The organism is Flavobacterium rhizosphaerae (assembly GCF_046000445.1).
Lineage (GTDB): Bacteria > Bacteroidota > Bacteroidia > Flavobacteriales > Flavobacteriaceae > Flavobacterium > Flavobacterium rhizosphaerae.
Window position 1 is genome coordinate 163,876 of sequence record NZ_JBELPZ010000005.1, and the last position, 18,576, is coordinate 182,451.

Genomic DNA, 18,576 nt, shown 5'->3' on the forward strand with positions numbered 1-18,576 from the left:
TAGCAATTATTTTTTTCTATTTAGTATGGGGAGTAATAAAAAAGAAAAAATTCCTAAAAATAATATTAAAATTATTTGAGATGTCCATACAATCCATCCAAATGCAGTGCCGGTAGCCTCGGGTACCGCATACAGAGAAAGTATTTTTGCAATTACAAATGGGTATACGGCAAAACCGCCGTTGCTAAATGTTATGGCAAGGCTGCCTATTACAAAAGCCGCTGCTACGGTACCAAAACCTAACTGGGCGGTTTCGGGCAGTGCAAATATTGAAATATAAAACATCAGGACATAAGTAACCCATATGTAAACGCTATGCAGTAAAAATGGCCATTTATTAGGCATTTTAAACACGCTAAGCACACCTTCTTTTAATCCTGATATTTTTATTTTAAGCTTTTGTATCCACTTCATACGAGAATACATAAACATTAATACAGCTCCAATAAACATGATGCCGGAAATTACACCGTACATCAGCAGTTTTTCAAACGGTATTTGTTCTAAAAGGTAATCTTTCAGCGTGGTGAACTGAAGTGCTACGGTGCCCGCTATACAAAAAATGAGTATAAACAGGTCTATTACCCGTTCTGATATTATAGTGCCCAGCGCTTTATCAAAAGGTACATTGCTATAGCGTTTTAAGGTTACGGCACGTGCCACCTCGCCGGAGCGGGGTATAGTAAGATTCATAAAATAGGCAATGCTTACCGCAAAAAAATTATTATAAAAAGGCGATGTATACCCCATATGCTGCAGAGTATACTTCCACCGGTAAGCGCGGGATACATAGCCTGTAAATGCTATTATAAGCGATAGGTATATATATTTATAATCGGCTTTTTTAAATGCCTGGTTTAAGTCTTCGAGTTGTTGGGGGGTAAAGCGGTTATACGTGTATATTATAAGAAAAACTCCCAGCAAAAGCGGGAGTACAATACTTAATATACGTATTATTTTCTTTTTCAATTATGTAAGCGAATTATCTTTTTCGTTAGGAAAAACTATAGCAGGGCTAAATGTTTTGGCTTCTTCAAAATCCAGTATGCCATAAGATATTACAATAATAATATCACCCTTTTGCACTTTGCGTGCAGCGGGGCCGTTAAGTGTAATTTCTCCACTGTTCCTGTTTCCTTTAATAACATAAGTTTCTAAGCGTTCGCCATTATTTATATTTACAATAGAAACTTTTTCACCTTCAATAATATTGGCAGCTTCCATAAGCGCTTCATCAATAGTTATGCTGCCTATGTAGTTTAAATCGGCTCCCGTCACCACTACGCGGTGAATCTTGGATTTTACAACTTGAATTTGCATGGGCCAAAGTTAATCAATTTAATGAAATATTGTCTATTAACCTTACGTTACCTAAAAAAACGGCTATAAAAGCTCTGTATTTTTTGTTATCTTTTATCACTGCAGGCTCCAGGGTATCTTCCTGTGCTATTTCAAAATATTCGGTTTTAAACTCCGGGTGGGCGTTAAAAGCCTCTTGTACATACTCTTTTATTTCGCTTATTGTCTGGCTGGCAAAACGTTGTTTGGTGTGTTGCAGGGTTTGATATATAAAAGCTGCCTCTTCTTTTTCGGTAGCACTAAGGCGCCCATTGCGGGAACTCATGGCCAATCCGTTTTGTTCACGGCTTATAGGGCAGCCTACTATGTGTATACCCATATTATTTTTTTCTACCAGTTTGCGTATTATCTGTAATTGCTGAAAATCTTTTTCGCCAAAATACGCATTGGTGGGCTGTACAATATCAAATAGTTTTTTTACTATGGTGCCCACGCCATCAAAATGCCCGGGACGAAAAGCGCCTTCCATCTGGTGCTCAAGCCCGTCAAAATCAAAAGGATGGGATGATGTATTGCCTTCATACATCTCGTCTACAGAAGGGGCAAAAACAATAATAGCATCACTAACTGTTTTTATTTTTTCAACATCTGTTTCCAGTGTACGCGGGTATTTATCAAGGTCTTCCTGGTTATTAAACTGGGTGGGGTTAACAAAAATACTTACAACAGTAATAGTATTTTCATTTACAGATTGTTGCATTAAAGATAAATGCCCCTGGTGCAGTGCCCCCATGGTTGGTACAAGGCCAATGCTTTGCCCTTTTTTTTCGTATTGTGACAAAGCAGCCCTAAGCAGTGCTTTATTATTGAAAATAAGCATCAAATATGAGTTAAAATATCAGGCAAATGTAATATTTAGTTATAAACTGCGCAAAAATGTTTAATTTTGCATGTTTTAACCAAACAACAAAAATTTATATTTTAAGATGGAGGATAAGAGGATATTGTATGTATCATCTGAAGTGGTGCCATATCTGGCAGAAAATGAAGTATCGTTAATGTCGTATGATGTTCCTAAAATGATTAATGACCAGGGCGGACAGATAAGGATTTTCATGCCACGCTATGGTAACATAAACGAAAGGAGGCACCAGCTGCATGAGGTAATCCGCTTATCAGGAATGAATCTTGTAGTAAATGATATGGATATGCCCCTTATCATTAAAGTAGCTTCTATACCCAAAGAACGTATACAGGTATATTTTATTGATAATGATGAATACTTTAAGCGTAAGGCTACTTTTACTGATGAAGAGGGTAACCTGTTTGATGATAATGATGAGCGCGCCATATTTTTTACAAAAGGTGTGGTAGAAACAGTAAAAAAACTAAACTGGGTACCTGATATTATACATGTACAGGGCTGGATGGCTGCCATGCTGCCTGTGTATATGAAACATTTTTATAAAGATGAAGCCCTTTTTGCAGATACTAAAATTGTAACCTCGGTTTACAACCAGGGATATGAGGGCCAGCTTGATGAAAATATGCTGGGCAAAGTTTTGTTTGATGATATACCCGAAGAAGATGTAAAGCTGCTTGCTGAAGCAACTTACATAAACCTTATGAAAACCAGTGTGGCCCATTCTGATGCGGTTATTATAGCCTCAGAAAACCTTGTGCCTGAGCTTGCTGAGTTTGTTGAAAATTCCGGAAAACCATTTTTACCCTATACAGATAAAGATAAATTTGCACAGGCATATACTAATTTCTATAAAAATCAGGTTTTATAATAAACCTTATATAATTTTTTATGATAAACTGTTCTTTTGTAAAGAAACTTCTCTTTTTACTTAGTGTGATTATTCTCGCCTCCTGCGATACCGATTATAAGGGGCTTGGCGCTAACATTGTAGGGACAGACCTGCACAATGGCCTGGTTAAGTATGATGTGCCGGTAGTTGCTTATGACCGCCCCACCGGCGATGCACAAACAAATAGCCTGTTGTTAAATTCACTTGGTACCTATAACAGCCCTGTTTTTGGCACTACAAAGGCTCATTATGTTACTCAACTTCAATTACAGATAGAAAACCCAGCCATTGGTAACAATCCTGTAGTAGACAGTGTGTGGATATATTTGCCTTATTACAGCAAGCTGCAAGAAGTTGGTGATGATGGGGTAAGTACATATTCGCTTGACTCTGTTTATGGTGATGCTACTGCAAAGTTTAAATTGAGTATTAGGCGTAATGGTTATTTTTTAAGAGAAGCAGACCCTTCCAGCGGCGGCACCGAGACACAAAGATATTTTTCTGGTCAGAAAGATTTGTTTGACAGTTATGCAGGTGAAAGTATCCTTGCAGAAGGCGTGCCAAGCATTGATTTTGGTTTTGATGCCTCTGAAGTTACCCGTACAGCACAGTATACTGATGATGAGGGTAATTTACAAAGTGCAGATGCAGAAGTACTTGCGCCAGGTATGTTTCAATACCTTAATAAAGATTTTTTCCAGCAATGGATACTTGAGGCACCAGCTGGAAAACTTGCCAGTAACAATGTTTTTAAAGATTACCTGAGGGGTATTTATTTTGAGGCAGAACAAATTGGCACTAACAGTATTATGGGTATGCCCAGATTTTCTGAAGGTTACATTACTATAATATACAAGCAGGACGACCTTGACAGCGACGGTAACCAGCAAACGGATGATACGGGTGCAGTATTACGGGAGTCAAGATCAATTACCCTTAAACTTGGGCCCGTAGGCGTTAACCTGTTTGAAAATGATTTTAATTCAAATTATGCAGATGCCATAAATACATCAGACCCCGTTAGCGGAGATGATAAACTTTATATTAAAGGTGGTAATGGCTCTATGGCTTTTATTGACCTTAACCAGGCAGGCCTTGATGCACTAAAGGCTGAAAACATAGGACAAAAGGTACTCATAAATGAGGCCAACCTTAGCTTTTTTATAGATAAAGAAACTATGGCAGGGGCTAAAGAGCCATTTAGGGTGTATCTTTATGATGTAAATAATGAAAGGCCACTGTATGATTATTATGTTGATGTAACTACAAGTACTACGTTCCCAAAATACAGCCGTTATATTCATGGGGGCATAATAGAAGTTGATAGTGATAAAAAAGGGGTACGTTACAAAATACGCGTTACAGATCACGTAAATAATATCATAAATAAAGATTCAACCAATGTTAAACTTGGCTTGGTAGTTACTGAGTCAATTAATATAACAGGTAACAGCAGGCTTAAAAATGTCTTTACAGAAACCGATGCTACAGGTAACCCTGTAGAGGTAGAGGTAGTACCGGCGGCATCAGTTATGCATCCGTTTGGTACCGTACTTTACGGCGGTGGCACAGCTGTGCCGGAAGATAAAAGGATTAAGCTCGAAATTTTTTATACCAAACCCGAATAGAGAGAGTATAGTATGTGTGGAATTGTAGGATATATTGGTTACAGGCAAGCTTACCCAGTAGTGATAAAAGGCCTTAAAAGGCTTGAGTACCGTGGGTATGACAGTGCTGGTATAGTACTGTATGATAATGATAATAAGGAGCTAAAACTTAGTAAAACAAAGGGTAAGGTAACCGAGCTTGAAGAAAAAGCCAAAAACCAGATTTCTTTAACCGGAAATATAGGCATAGGGCACACACGTTGGGCCACCCATGGTGTGCCAAACGATGTTAACTCGCATCCGCATGTAAGCAACTCCGGCAACCTGGTTATTGTTCATAACGGTATCATAGAAAATTATGAGCCGCTTAAAAAGGAACTGCTTAAACGGGGGTATACATTTACTTCTGATACTGATACCGAGGTATTGGTAAACCTTATTGAAGAAGTAAAAAAGCAGGAAAATATAAAGCTTGGCAAAGCGGTACAAATAGCGCTTAACCAGGTAGTGGGCGCTTATGCAATAGCCGTTTTTGATAAGCAAAACCCCGATGAAATTGTGGCAGCCCGCCTGGGTAGCCCATTGGCAATTGGGGTAGGCGAAAATGAATTTTTTGTAGCCAGTGATGCTTCTCCTTTTGTTGAGTATACTTCTAACGCGGTATATCTTGAAGATGAAGAAATGGCTATTATTACTATGGATAAGCCACTAGTAGTACGCAAAATAAAAGATGATTCGCTGGTAGACCCCTATATGCAGGAACTGCAAATGAACCTTGAGCAGATAGAAAAGGGAGGGTTTGACCACTTTATGCTTAAGGAAATTTATGAGCAGCCTAATGCCATTAAAGATACCTTTCGTGGACGGCTGCGTGTAGAAGAAGGCATAGTGAAGATAAGTGGCGTAGAAGATAACCTGCAAAAATTTATAAATGCCAACCGCATATTAATTATTGCCTGTGGTACCTCATGGCATGCAGGCCTGGTTGCCGAATATATTTTTGAAGACCTGGCACGTATACCTGTTGAAGTTGAATATGCCTCAGAGTTTAGGTACAGGCACCCGGTTATCCGCCGTGATGATGTGGTTATTGCCATATCCCAATCGGGCGAAACTGCCGATACGCTTGCAGCCATTAAGCTGGCCAAAGAGCACGGAGCATTTGTTTTTGGAGTATGTAATGTGGTAGGTTCATCTATTAGCCGCGAAACCCATAGCGGTGCTTATACCCATGCAGGGCCGGAAATTGGTGTGGCATCTACTAAAGCATTTACCACGCAAATTACCGTTCTTACCCTTATGGCGCTGCGTATAGCCAGGGCTAAAGGCACTATGGCCAGGGCAGACTACTTTAGGTATCTGCAGGAGCTGGAACTCATTCCGCAACTTGTAGAACAAGCCCTGCAAAATAACCTGCAGGTGCAAAGTATAGCGTCTATTTATAAAGATGCGCCCAATTGCCTGTATTTGGGCAGGGGCTATAACTTTCCTGTAGCACTTGAGGGCGCCCTAAAACTAAAAGAAATATCCTACATACATGCTGAGGGTTATCCCGCTGCCGAAATGAAGCACGGGCCTATAGCACTGATTGATGATAAGATGCCGGTAGTTATTATTGCTCCCAAGCAGGAACATTATGATAAGATAGTAAGTAATATACAGGAAATAAAAGCGCGTAGCGGCAAAATAATAGCGGTGGTAACCAAAGGCGATACACAGGTGAAAAGCCTTGCCGATCACATTATTGAAATACCGGAAACAAGCGATGCACTTTCTCCGCTAATTTCTACTATACCCTTACAATTGCTAAGTTACCATATAGCGGTAATGCGCGGCTGTAATGTAGACCAGCCCCGTAATTTGGCCAAGTCGGTTACAGTAGAGTAACAACGATTTATTTTGTATACAATGAGCCATCGAATTACCGGTGGCTTTTTTTTATATATTAGATATTTTAAAATCCGGTCTCATTTGTGGTAAAATCAGCTATTATATTTTTGACATCATTACTTTTGGTTTCATGCCATAAAAAAAGTTTTGAGGAAATACTTACCGACTCTCAGAAGAAATGGAATCTTGAATATACCAATTCTCCGCCATCAGGAGAATTTGCATCAGATTATTTAAGTTTTCTTAAAGAAGGTACTTTCCAATCCCGGTATTACATTTCCGAACTGCCTTTTTATGAAATAAATCATGATGTACCCAGTTATTCATGGAGTTATAATGATACCGATAAAATATTAATGGTAGGTAAGCGAAGCTTTGATGTATAAAGTATAGTGATGATACCATTTTTATGAAAGATGAAGAGCAGAAAGATATAAAGTTTATTAATAAGCCTCTGAGGCTGGAAACTGATTTTTTTCCGAAATTTTATACAGATAGAGATACACTTTATTTAGATATTACACTTGATGATTGTGGCGAATGGGGTGGGCCTCCTGAAAAATACATGCTTTATAAAAACACGCATGAGCAGTATATTCTGTATTATGAAAGGTATCGTTTCAACTGCGATTCAATTAATGAGTATTACGGTAAAAAAGAACAGCTTGAATTAAAAAAAACAATTGTACTTAATAAACATACACAAAGAGTGTTAACTGGTTTTTTGGAAGATATTATGCGCGCTAAAATTTCAGAGAACATAAGTTATGATACCGCGAGCATATATTATATACATGCTAACAATGGCACTTTCAACGTTAGGGTAACTACAAATCAAAATAAAATTAAACAGGACTACTATAATTTTAAAGAAAACATAGGTTTGCCTCCAAATATATATGTCTTTTCTGTGCCTGATATAGACTATTAATTTGATGATTTTTTGTACGTTTGATTTATATCAATAAAACTGATTATGAGTTACGACTTAATGGCTTTTAGACCTGAAGCTGCGCCGGAAGGTAAAAAGGAATTTTCGCAATGGTATGCGCAGCAAACTGAATGGACAGAGGATCATGATTATAATGATCCTGAAAATACCTCTGAAGCATTAAAAACATTCATTATGGAAATGCAGCAAACTTTTCCATCGCTAAATGATTTGGATGATAATGATGATGACCCTAAGGGGGCAGATTACAGTATTGGTATTGATGTGATATATGTAGCGTTCGGGTTTTCGGAGGCTGAAGATGCGTATACAACTATGTTTACACTTGCTGCTAAACATCAAATTGGCTTTTATGACCCACAGAGCGATCAAGTATTTGTTCCTGATGGTGTGGGCGGGCTTAAAAACATGAATAGTACTAAAAGGACGTGGTGGAAGTTCTGGTAAAACCTGTATACGAGCTGGTTGTTGTTAATACTTGTTTTGCAAAATAAGCCCAAAATAGTTATATAGTATATTGTTTTTATGCGATATTTGGTTTTAAAATTCAGTAAACCAATCAATAGCGTTATGAAAAAAATTATATCAGTCCTGCTATTGCTAATAGTATTTATTAGTTGCAGGGAATCGTCAACAGATAAGCCAACCAATGCCGAAAATGACAATGCCGGAACACCCCCCGAAACGGTTGCCTTATATTTTATTAATGGTTATGTAGATAACAGTAACAAGCTTGATGAGGGTATAAGTATGACAGAGTTTGTTGATGCCAGCCCTTATGTAACAAGTGATTTTAAATCTGAATTGAAAAGGATAGTGCAGGACGCAGATCCGGAATCGGGGCTTGATGCCGATCCGGTAGTTGATGCCCAGGACTATCCCGATGAATTTGAGGTTGAATCTTTTGATAAAAACACCGGGTATGCTGTACTGAAAGGCAGAGATTGGGAAGCTTTTAAGCTGTCTATGGTTTTAAAGCAGGTAAACCAAAAATGGCTGGTTAACGGTTGTGGAATGGTAAATATTCCTCCACAGCAAAGACAGCCAAGAGATTTTTAATACGATTTCTCTACCCTTTTCCGGCTTCTATAAAAAAGCAGCCCCGCATTTGCGGGGCTGCCTTCAACAAAAAATTGGGTTAGTTAAAAAAATAGAAACACTTAATTGATTGGTTTATAAATTGGCTATAACTTTATTTTTGGGGTAACGCACCTTATAGCTGATACGTATTTTTTTAGTTTCACCCGGTTTTAGTGTAAGCTCCCATGTCATGATATTGGTATCGGTATTAATACTGGCGCCGTCATCTTTTAGCAGGGTAATTTCGATATCTTTATCCGTACTAAGCGGATATTGGTCTTTCAGTATCAGGTTGGCAGTTTCTTTCTTATTGTTGCGTATAGTAGTTTCGTAGGTAAAAGTCTGCTCCTTATAGCTGCTTAAAAACCGCGTACCACTTTTATCAACCACCTTTTCACGTTTAATACTTATTCTTTTATCGCGTCCCATGCTCAGGTTTAGGGTGTCTGCAGTCTGGTTGGGGTTAATGGTTGTTTTGCCAATATACATGCCGTCAAAAATAATATTGGCTTCGCCGGGGAGCAGGTTGTACTTGCTATAGTCGGTAATTTCGGCTAACAGGTAAGCTTCTTCATCCACGCGTGGCGCACTGTAGTGGCGGTAATTTGCAGGCAGATTAATTTCTTTCAGGTTAACACTGTGGGCTTTGCCGTTACTGGAAATGTCATACGGTATATCTATATCAAAAGATATATTTAGCTGGTTTTCAATTATTTCAGTATAATCGCCTACATCCTTATATTTTTCACGCTTACTGCTATATCCTCTAATTACAACTTCTTCCAGTTGCTGGCTTTCAATTTGTACGCCAGCTGCCCTGCCCTGTAATGTGTTTAGTACACCATTAGTGTTGCTATATAACGGCAGTGCGCCGTATCTTAAAAACCAGGCACTCAGTAAGGGTGCAGTACTATTTTGGTTAGGCACGCCACTGCTAAGGGTAAGTTTAACTTTTTTCCATTCTACCCCCGTGTTTTGGGTAACCTGTGCTTTATACATCATAGTTATAGGTTTGCTGGTATCCTCCGCACGGAGGTCATAAAAAGGTATCCAGCCTGCACCGGTAGCCAGGTAGGTAATATCAAGCGGTACATTTCCCGGGGTATCGTTCATTACCTGTAGCACCAGTTTTCCGTTACTGGTTTTTTCTTCTTCACGTTTTGTATTGGTATTCAGGCGGGTGTTTAATGCATCCAGAATTTCACTCAATTGCAGCTCTTTTTCATTTAGGGCATTATAGTTAGCAGTAAGTTCATTACGCTTAGCCTTGTAATAGTCTACCAGTTTAGTGAGTTCGGCTACACTCAGCCCGGTAGTACTACCCGCTACCAGCTGGTTTTTATCCAGTAGCTCTATGGTTTTCTGCTCATTACTTTTTTGGATAGTAATGTTTGCAATTTGTTTTCTAACCAAATTAATGCTGTCTCGTACCTTTTTCAGTTCCGGGGCGCTTTCATCCGGCTCATATTCGCTAATGTAATTGGTTGTAAATTGTACTGATAGCACTGTAAGGCTTGCCGGGGCGCCTATTTGTATAGTGCTTTCATTTATATAATTTGCTACATTTTTTACCACAATTTCACTGGTGCCGGCCGGCAGTGTAACAGAGGTATGCTGGGTAAGTTCTGCGGCATTATAGTATACAGTGGCATTGGTAACTTTGGCAGTAGTAAATACCGGTTTTTGTGCAAGGGCTATACTTGTTATTGCAAAGGATAATAATATTAGTAGTTTTCTCATAATAGTAAAACATAAGGTTTATACTATAGAGCACTATTTATTTAGAAAGGTTGGGAGCCAGTAACTTTTTTCAGAAATAAATCTGGATTATAAAACTCTGACTTCATTATTTTAGCTGATACGGGTTGCCAGCCCTTATTATTTTATCTAATTTTATAAAATAATTATTCCTGATGAATACCCTTAAAATCTCCATTATACAAACCGCATTAGCCTGGGAAGACGCCATTGCTAACAGGGCTGCTTTTACAGAATTGATAGCTGTAACTGACAAGGATACCGATTTGGTAATATTGCCTGAAATGTTTGCTACGGGCTTTACCATGAACCCCGGAGCAGTAGCTGAAACCATGAAGGGCGATACCGTTGCGTGGATGGTAAAAACGGCACAGGCAAAGCAATGCGCTATAACCGGGAGTTTGGTAATTGAAGAAGGCGGGAAATACTATAACAAGCTGTTTTTTGTTTTTCCTGACGGGACAATGAAAACGTATAATAAGCGGCATTTGTTTACCTATGCCGATGAGCATAAACATTATACGGCAGGCAAAGAAAAACTTATAGTAGATTATAAAGGCTGGAAAATTTGCCCACTGGTGTGTTATGACCTGCGTTTTCCGGTATTTTCAAGAAATACAGAGGATTATGATTTGTTGTTGTATGTTGCCAACTGGCCACAGGTGCGCACCGCTGCCTGGGATGCCCTGCTAAAAGCCCGTGCTATAGAAAACATGAGCTATACTATTGGGGTAAACCGTATTGGTGAAGATGGTAACGGCCATGCATATGCCGGGCACAGCCAGGTTTTAGATGCATTGGGTAATTATATAACCGAACCACAGCGTACAATGGGTGTGTTTACAGCAATTTTAGATAAAGAAATATTACAGCAAACCCGGAACCGTTTTTCATTTTTAAATGACAGGGATGGGTTTACCCTCCAAGATTAAAAGGTTGTTCTACATCCCAGTAATCATGCACCTCTACTTCTTTAGGGAAGTATATAACCTCTTCAGGTTGAATTTTTTCAAGGTAACTGCCGGTATCCCATTCTTTATTGCCGTTATCATCATAAATTACCCGTAAGGTATAATTATTAGGCAGAACATTATTAAATTTTAAAGTAGTTTCACCCGTACTGTATGCCTCAGCATATACATCACCTTTACCGGTAGTTACCTGCAATATAAGCGGAAACCGGTTAACATTTTCCAGCTTTACCCATAAGTTGCCATAATCACTGTAAGAACGTGTAGAAAGGTTAAACCTGAGAGTATCATTCTCTTTACCGTAAAAATCTGCCAGTGCACCCGGCATCAGGGTAAATTCATATTTTTGGTTTTCCTGTTTTTTAAAATCAAAAACAAGCCGTTGGTCAAAAGCCTTGTACACATATGTATAAGGCAGTGTTACAGAATCTTTATCAACAAGCGCAATTTTAGAGGTATCTATGGTTACCAGTGGCGTAGAAAGCTTGAGGGTAAATTTATCCCTAAAATCAATATTTCCGCGTTGTGCTGCTTCAACTTTTAATGAATCGGCATCTTTAAGTTCTTTAAAGCGTACTGTAAAGTCGTTTACCGAATCTTTATGGCGTACCTGCACCTGAAGGGAGTCGGCTGCAATATTACGGGGCAGCCACACCTGTACTGAATCTTTACCGGGTACATTAGTTACCATAGAAGGTATGTCTTCGGTACCCGTACCATTTTTTACGCTTACTTCAATATCGTCAGGGTTGCTGCCCTCATACCCGGCAAACAGCCTGTTTGATGTAGCCTGTGAGGGTTTGGATGCCTTAAACGGTAATTTTTCCTGAAACAGCTTAAGCTCATACAGCGTGTCATTAGGCACGGTTATGGTTTCGGGCCAAAACCCTATTTTATCTATTTTAGGGTTAAAAATATAGTTGTTGTTTTGGTCCTTTAGTGCAATCAGGCGGTAGCGCCCTTCTTTAAGGTTTTGCAACTGAAAGGTAACCATGCTGTCCAGCGTGTTGGTTACATAACGTGGCTTTTCTTTATAAATAATAGAATCGTTAAACGTTTCGTCTACCTCATACAGCATTACGGTAACAAAATTATCGGTATCACGGCTTATGGCATCTTTAATGCTGCCACCAAGGCTAAGGCTGTCAATATAATCGCCGGTAGAAAACACAAACCGGAATTGCGAATAGGGGTTACCTTCATTATTATCGGTAATACTCTGCCCAAAGTTAAAGCTATAGGTAGTATTGGGTTGCAGGGTATCTTTTATTTTAATTTCAATAAACTTGCTGGCATTGCCCATAGGTATAATATCAGGCTGGTAATCCATTGGGGGCGATATAATAAGCTGCTTGTTTATGTCTTTTATCTTGATGTACTCATTAAAGTTAATGCGTATTTCATCACCCTTAAAGTTGGTTTGCATGTTTTTTGGCGAACTGCTGATAATATAGGGCGGAATGGTATCTTTAGGGCCACCGCCAATAGAACCCCTTTTTGCACAGCTTACTAAAAGCAGTGGAATAAGGAAAATAATAAACAGGATTGTGAAAAAATCTTTTTTCAGCATAGTACAAACTTTAACAGCACAAAATAACAATTATATTCCATCAGTGCGAAATGTTTTTCTAAATATCTAACGCCTATTTTACTAATGCTCTCCCACCCAAAGGGAGTAGGGATGTAGCCAAATTACTCTGTATAGGCAATGGTAACAATACTCAGTTTAGCGCCGGGTATGGACAGCAGCAGCCTCCCGCAAGATTCCAGCGTGGCGCCGGTGGTTATAACGTCGTCTATCAGTAGAAAGTGTTTATTATAATCTTTTTCGGTTGCCTTTACCTCAAAAGCCGACCCGATAATCCCCGCCCGGGCTTCAAGGTTCTTTTTGGTTTGTGTTTTGGTGTAAGCTGTACGTAAAAGAAGTTTTTCATTATACGAAATATCGAGCCCTGCCGAAAGCGCCCTGCCAAATTCGGTAACCTGGTTATAACCGCGCTCACGCAATCGCTTTGGATGTAGGGGTACCGGTATAATTTCATTTACCGTTTGTAAAACCCCGGCATTTTTAAGCTCAGCGGCATAAAGTTGCCCGGCAAGCTTACCTACCTCCTGCCGCCCGCGGTATTTAAGGTTATGTACCATTTGCTGTACCATACCCTGCTTGTGGAAATACAACAGTGACGATGCATGCTCTAGAGGGAGCCTGCCCGATAGCCTTTTGGCAATTTCATTTTCAGGATTAATGCACTGGTGTGTAAAAGGCAGCTCGTGCCGGCATTGAATGCACAATACGGCTTCAGTTTCAAGTAGCTGGCTGTTGCAGCCGTTGCAATGTTCCGGGTATAACAGGTTGATAAGGCTTTTGAGCATACCGGTTAGTTTGGCGGCTTAAAGGTAATAAAAACCTGTGGGATGCTTTTATAATTATTAGTACCGTGTATATCTTCAAATTATCAAACCTTCAAATTACCAAATCCACTAATTTTTCTATTTTTGCAGCATGGCAAAACAAGACGATCAGTTTAAGAACGTAATTTCGCATGCAAAGGAGTACGGATTCATTTTCCAGTCCAGCGAAATATATGATGGGTTAAGCGCTGTGTATGACTACGGTCAGAACGGGGCAGAGTTAAAAAAGAACATCCGCGAGTACTGGTGGAAAAGCATGGTGCAGATGCACGAAAATATTGTGGGCATAGATGCCTCTATATTTATGCACCCCACTACGTGGAAGGCTTCCGGGCACGTAGATGCGTTTAACGACCCGCTTATTGATAATAAAGACAGCAAAAAAAGATACCGGGCCGATGTGCTTATTGAGGATTATGCCGAAAAGCTGAACCAAAAGGCACAAAAGGAAATTGAAAAGGCGCGCAAGCGTTTTGGCGATGCCTTTAATGAAGAAGAGTTTATTGCTACAAACGAGCGTACCAATGGCTACCTGGAGCGCAAAGATGCTATACTGCAACGTATGGCGCGCAGCCTGGAAACCGAAAACCTGGCCGATGTAAAAGCCCTGATTGAAGAGCTTGAAATTGCCGACCCCGATACGGGCAGCAAGAACTGGACAGAAGTACGCCAGTTTAACCTGATGTTTGGTACCAAGCTGGGCGCCGAAGCAGCCAATGCTATGGACTTATACCTGCGCCCGGAAACAGCTCAGGGTATTTTTGTAAACTTTCTTAATGTGCAAAAGACAGGGCGGATGAAAATTCCGTTTGGTATTGCGCAAACCGGTAAGGCGTTCCGTAATGAGATTGTGGCCCGCCAGTTCATCTTCCGTATGCGGGAGTTTGAACAGATGGAAATGCAGTTTTTTGTACGCCCCGGCGAGGAAATGAAATATTATGAGTACTGGAAAGATACCCGCCTGAAATGGCACCTGTCACTTGGCTTGGGTAAAGAAAATTACCGTTTCCACGACCATGAAAAACTGGCGCATTATGCCAATGCCGCGGCAGATATTGAATTTAACTTCCCGTTCGGCTTTAAAGAGCTTGAGGGTATACATAGTCGTACGGATTTCGACCTTAAAGCACACGAACAATTCAGCGGCAAGAAACTACAGTTTTTTGATCCTGAACTGAATGAAAACTATGTGCCGTATGTGGTAGAAACCTCTATAGGGCTTGACAGGATGTTTTTGGCTGTGTTCTCAACATCTCTTAAAGAGGAAACGCTTGAGGATGGTTCTACACGTACCGTACTAAGCCTTCCGGCTGTGCTGGCACCTACTAAGGCAGCTGTATTGCCACTGGTTAAAAAAGACGGCTTACCGGAGCTTGCCCGCGAGATTATAGAAGAACTGAAATGGGACTTTAACGTGGCTTATGATGAGAAAGATGCTGTAGGCCGCCGTTACCGCAGGCAGGATGCCCTGGGTACCCCATTCTGTATTACGGTTGACCACCAGACACTAGAAGACAAAACGGTAACCATACGCCACCGCGACACCATGCAGCAGGACCGTGTTGCCATAGCCGACCTCCGCAACATTATTAATAATGAAGTTTCGGTACGGAACTGGTTAATGAAGATGAAGTAAAAAGATAATTTTACATATATTAACGCCTCCAGAAATGGGGACTTTTTTGTTGATTTTAAGTTTGTTGTATTTATTTTGCATTGATAAATTTTATAAATTTATCAATGCAAATAAATTTTTATATGGAACCAGTTATTGATACACCTATAGGTAAAAAAGAAAATTATTTAGTAATTGCAAGAGTCCTTTTCATATCTTTTTTTATTGCTTCACTTTTAATTATTGTGCTAAATTTAAATTTTATAGATATCTATATGGATATTTATTTTGGAAATTTAAAATCAGAGTTGCTAAAACAATTTTTATATGGTTCTTTAGGGGCAACAATTGCTTGTTCTATATTTCTGTCAAAGGATAAAGAAATAAATGAACTCGAAAGCTTAAAATCAAATCCAAACTATGAAATATTAAGATATCCCACTAAAGAAGATATTCATTTATATATCCAAAGAATAATATCAAGTGGTATATTAGGAGTTGTGGGGGTACTTGTTTTACTTGCGGGATTCGGTTATTTAGATATATCTCCTGAGAAAATTAATATGAAACATAAAATTTTATTTGCTTTAAGCAGCTTCTTAATTGGTGTTTTTCAAAGTAAGTTTTATGATAATTTGCAATCAATTATGGAAAATATTTTTAAGAAAAAATAACTATTTTGTCTGAAAATCTCCCCGCTGGCGCGAGCATCATGCTCGTGCCTCATAGTGTATAGATTGCCACGCTTTGCTCGCGATGACTGCCATTCACATACACGATACCGTCATTGCGAGGAGGCACGACGAAGCAAACTGATTAATACATAATACTTTTATGAATATTGAAGAAAAAATATCAAACATATTTTGGGCATTTAAATTTGCGCTTCTTGATCATCTTTATTCAAAAAACGAAATAATAGAGATTATTCGCAATAATGAAATTTTGTTGAGAAAAGTTGGAAGGCATGATTTAAATGCGGATAGTTTAAAAGAAATTATCGAGCAGTATTCAATAAATGGCGACAATAAAGAGTCGAGCAAAATATTATTTGAGCTTATACGTAAGAAAATAGTGTCTGAAGATGCAAAGTTGAGGCCTTGGGCAATACTAAAAACAATCGAAACTTTAACATGGTTAAGAGGTTTGGAAGGTAGCAAAAATAAAGAAATACAATATCTGATAGAATTTTATGAAGAAGTTGAAAATTCAGAATTTACCCCTGCAATAATTAAGCGTTGTGAAGATTGTGTAAGTGGTTATGAGAGGTTTGATGTTAAGTTATACATAGAAAACTGTTAGATCGCCACGCTACGCTCGCGATGACTGCCATTCACATACATCATACCGTCTTTGCGAGGAGGTACGACGAAGCAATCTGCATAATAGCTGCATAAAAAATTACGTTAGTAATACATAACCAGCCAAAGACTATTGATGAAATTCTGTACACTATTTTTGCTTTTGATAACCGGTTTTATTGCAAAAGCACAGCAAATTTTTTTAGGTATTTCTTATGATACTGTAATTATGTATGAATATGATGGTGGAAAAGGTGGTGATATGTCTATTGTTGATGATAAAGGTAACTTTGCCAAATCGCTTTCGCGGCAGGTTGTTTTAGACAATAAAACAATTTCTGAACTGAATACAAAACTTACCCAAAAAGAATCCTTTGGCAGTGGAGAAGCAGGCTGCTATAATCCTAGGCTTGGTTTTGTTTATTTTCTTAATAAAAATATAGTAGCCAAAATTGATATTTGCCTGGAATGTAACAGGCTTGTTTCCAGCTTTGATTTAAAAGCCCAAAAACAGGGTAAATTAGAATCTGAAGGCGAAATATACTATCTTCAAAAAGGCATGAGCAAAGAGTTTAGTAACTGGCTCAATAATCTTGTTAAAAGTGAAGGGTTTCAGTTTAGTTATTAGTATAGCTATACGAACAAGAGTGAAGTTAAGAACGTAATTTTATCTTTATGAGGGGGTGTGACGAAGCAAACTGAAAAATAAGTTATATACCATAATGAAAGATTATACCTATCTCGTCCCTAAAGATAAATTTGATGACACACATATTGAAGAATTAAATACTTATTCAATTTCAGAAATCAGGTCCATTGTTCCCGCTCTTTTAGAGTGGCTTCAGGATGCCAACTGGCCTGTTTCACGTCCAATTTCGGAATATTTTTCTCCATACATAAATCAAATACAAGAAGAGATAGTTTCAATATTAAAATCTGATGATGAAGTTTGGAAGTACTGGATTTTATTGCTTCTAATAGATTGTGGTTATAAACCGGGTAACATTATAACTGAAGAAATCGTTCGTATAGTAAATGAACCTATAAGCAACGAGATTTTAGAAGAAGTGCATGAACTTGCGGTTGAACTCAGCAAAAGACTCAATAAAATTTAGATTGCCACGCTGCGCTCGCAATGACATTTCCCGTCGGGAGTTAAAGAACCTTAACACAAATATAAGTCTGCTACAACAGGCTTTTATAGTTTTGTTTGTTACTTTTATGCTGTAAAATTCCCACAAGATGATAAAAGATGTAAAAATTACCAATACCCGTGTATTGGCAGACGATTATTATACCCTTAACAAAATTACCTACCAGTTTACCAAACCCGATGGCAGTGTGGTATCACAAAGCCGTGAAGCCTATGACAGGGGCAATGGGGCGGTGATACTGCTCTATAATAAACAAAAGCAAAGTGTGATACTCACAAGGCAATTCCGCCTGCCAACTTACATCAATGGCAATGCAGACGGTATGATGATAGAAGCCTGCGCGGGCATGCTGGATAATGATGATCCGCAAGGGGCAATAAGGCGGGAAACAGAAGAGGAAACAGGATATAAAGTTACGGATGTTAAAAAAGTATTTGAAGCCTACATGTCGCCCGGGGCAGTAACTGAAATATTGTATTTTTTTGTAGCCGAATACTCTCAGGATATGAAGGTGTCTGAAGGTGGCGGGCAGGAGCAGGAAGAGGAAAATATTGATGTTTTAGAATTAGGTATTGATGAGGCTATGGAGATGATGAAAACAGGCGAAATTAAAGATGCCAAAACTATTATGCTACTGCAGTATGTAAAACTTCATAATATACTTTAAATGAGAGAACTATTATAGGGTTATTATTAATATGTCAGCATTTTAATATTTATTTG

Annotated in this window: 20 protein-coding genes; 14 read left to right on the forward strand and 6 right to left on the reverse strand. The window is 38.9% G+C overall.

What is annotated here, in order from left to right:
• Positions 1–6 precede the first annotated feature (6 nt).
• From ABS766_RS07290 to panC, 3 genes are read right to left on the reverse strand one after another with little or no spacing between them, the layout of a single operon-like run.
• Positions 7–969: a lysylphosphatidylglycerol synthase transmembrane domain-containing protein gene (locus tag ABS766_RS07290; RefSeq protein ID WP_408084470.1), complete on the reverse strand. Its 963-nt coding sequence runs from the start codon at positions 967–969 to the stop codon at positions 7–9.
• Positions 970–1,320, reverse strand: a complete 351-nt coding sequence (panD, locus tag ABS766_RS07295; RefSeq protein ID WP_408084471.1) for an aspartate 1-decarboxylase — start codon at positions 1,318–1,320, stop codon at positions 970–972. It abuts the gene before it with no gap.
• Positions 1,321–1,333: 13 nt separating this feature from the next.
• Positions 1,334–2,179, reverse strand: a complete 846-nt coding sequence (panC, locus tag ABS766_RS07300) for a pantoate--beta-alanine ligase (protein ID WP_408084472.1) — start codon at positions 2,177–2,179, stop codon at positions 1,334–1,336.
• A 106-nt stretch (positions 2,180–2,285) separates the two neighbouring features.
• Between panC and ABS766_RS07305 the strand changes: the two genes are divergently transcribed.
• The 7 genes from ABS766_RS07305 (at position 2,286) to ABS766_RS07335 (ending at position 8,621) form a co-directional block, all read left to right on the forward strand.
• A complete protein-coding gene (locus tag ABS766_RS07305; protein WP_408084473.1) occupies positions 2,286–3,092 on the forward strand; it encodes a glycogen/starch synthase in 807 nt (268 codons plus the stop codon).
• A 20-nt stretch (positions 3,093–3,112) separates the two neighbouring features.
• Entirely contained in the window at positions 3,113–4,741 is a 1,629-nt protein-coding gene (locus tag ABS766_RS07310; RefSeq protein WP_408084474.1) for a DUF4270 domain-containing protein, read from the forward strand.
• Between the two features lie 12 nt (positions 4,742–4,753).
• Positions 4,754–6,607 (forward strand): glutamine--fructose-6-phosphate transaminase (isomerizing), encoded by a 1,854-nt coding sequence (glmS, locus tag ABS766_RS07315; RefSeq protein ID WP_408084475.1) that lies wholly within the window; start codon positions 4,754–4,756, stop codon positions 6,605–6,607.
• Positions 6,608–6,717: 110 nt separating this feature from the next.
• A complete protein-coding gene (locus ABS766_RS07320) occupies positions 6,718–6,996 on the forward strand; it encodes a hypothetical protein (RefSeq protein ID WP_408084476.1) in 279 nt (92 codons plus the stop codon).
• Between the two features lie 23 nt (positions 6,997–7,019).
• The gene (locus ABS766_RS07325; protein ID WP_408084477.1) at positions 7,020–7,541 is read left to right on the forward strand and encodes a hypothetical protein; all 522 of its coding nucleotides are present in this window, start codon (positions 7,020–7,022) and stop codon (positions 7,539–7,541) included.
• Positions 7,542–7,586: 45 nt separating this feature from the next.
• A complete protein-coding gene (locus ABS766_RS07330; RefSeq protein WP_408084478.1) occupies positions 7,587–8,009 on the forward strand; it encodes a hypothetical protein in 423 nt (140 codons plus the stop codon).
• A 123-nt stretch (positions 8,010–8,132) separates the two neighbouring features.
• The gene (locus ABS766_RS07335) at positions 8,133–8,621 is read left to right on the forward strand and encodes a hypothetical protein (protein ID WP_408084479.1); all 489 of its coding nucleotides are present in this window, start codon (positions 8,133–8,135) and stop codon (positions 8,619–8,621) included.
• A gap of 114 nt (positions 8,622–8,735) precedes the next feature.
• Here the strand turns inward: ABS766_RS07335 and ABS766_RS07340 are convergent, their stop codons facing one another.
• A complete protein-coding gene (locus ABS766_RS07340; RefSeq protein WP_408084480.1) occupies positions 8,736–10,382 on the reverse strand; it encodes a DUF4139 domain-containing protein in 1,647 nt (548 codons plus the stop codon).
• A gap of 173 nt (positions 10,383–10,555) precedes the next feature.
• Here ABS766_RS07340 and ABS766_RS07345 point away from each other — a divergent pair, with 173 nt between their 5' ends.
• On the forward strand, positions 10,556–11,332 hold the full coding sequence (locus tag ABS766_RS07345; RefSeq protein ID WP_408084481.1) for an amidohydrolase: 777 nt from the start codon (positions 10,556–10,558) through the stop codon (positions 11,330–11,332).
• On the opposite strand, the gene ABS766_RS07350 is transcribed toward ABS766_RS07345, so the two are convergent.
• The gene (locus tag ABS766_RS07350; protein ID WP_408084482.1) at positions 11,316–12,941 is read right to left on the reverse strand and encodes an Ig-like domain-containing protein; all 1,626 of its coding nucleotides are present in this window, start codon (positions 12,939–12,941) and stop codon (positions 11,316–11,318) included. The genes ABS766_RS07345 and ABS766_RS07350 overlap by 17 nt on opposite strands.
• A 122-nt stretch (positions 12,942–13,063) precedes the next feature.
• Positions 13,064–13,744: a ComF family protein gene (locus ABS766_RS07355; RefSeq protein ID WP_408084483.1), complete on the reverse strand. Its 681-nt coding sequence runs from the start codon at positions 13,742–13,744 to the stop codon at positions 13,064–13,066.
• A 130-nt stretch (positions 13,745–13,874) separates the two neighbouring features.
• Between ABS766_RS07355 and ABS766_RS07360 the strand changes: the two genes are divergently transcribed.
• The 6 genes from ABS766_RS07360 to nudK all read left to right on the forward strand — a co-directional run bounded on the left by ABS766_RS07360 (position 13,875) and on the right by nudK (position 18,520).
• Complete coding sequence (locus ABS766_RS07360; protein WP_408084484.1) at positions 13,875–15,419, forward strand: glycine--tRNA ligase; 1,545 nt, start codon at positions 13,875–13,877, stop codon at positions 15,417–15,419.
• Between the two features lie 122 nt (positions 15,420–15,541).
• Positions 15,542–16,072, forward strand: a complete 531-nt coding sequence (locus ABS766_RS07365) for a hypothetical protein (protein WP_408084485.1) — start codon at positions 15,542–15,544, stop codon at positions 16,070–16,072.
• Between the two features lie 160 nt (positions 16,073–16,232).
• Positions 16,233–16,700 (forward strand): hypothetical protein, encoded by a 468-nt coding sequence (locus tag ABS766_RS07370; protein ID WP_408084486.1) that lies wholly within the window; start codon positions 16,233–16,235, stop codon positions 16,698–16,700.
• A 135-nt stretch (positions 16,701–16,835) separates the two neighbouring features.
• A complete protein-coding gene (locus ABS766_RS07375; RefSeq protein ID WP_408084487.1) occupies positions 16,836–17,327 on the forward strand; it encodes a hypothetical protein in 492 nt (163 codons plus the stop codon).
• 94 nt (positions 17,328–17,421) lie between these two features.
• On the forward strand, positions 17,422–17,814 hold the full coding sequence (locus ABS766_RS07380) for a DUF5071 domain-containing protein (protein WP_408084488.1): 393 nt from the start codon (positions 17,422–17,424) through the stop codon (positions 17,812–17,814).
• Between the two features lie 127 nt (positions 17,815–17,941).
• Positions 17,942–18,520 carry a GDP-mannose pyrophosphatase NudK gene (gene nudK / locus ABS766_RS07385; protein ID WP_408084489.1) on the forward strand — a complete coding sequence of 193 codons (579 nt, stop codon included), beginning with the start codon at positions 17,942–17,944 and terminating at the stop codon, positions 18,518–18,520.
• Positions 18,521–18,576: the final 56 nt, after the last annotated feature.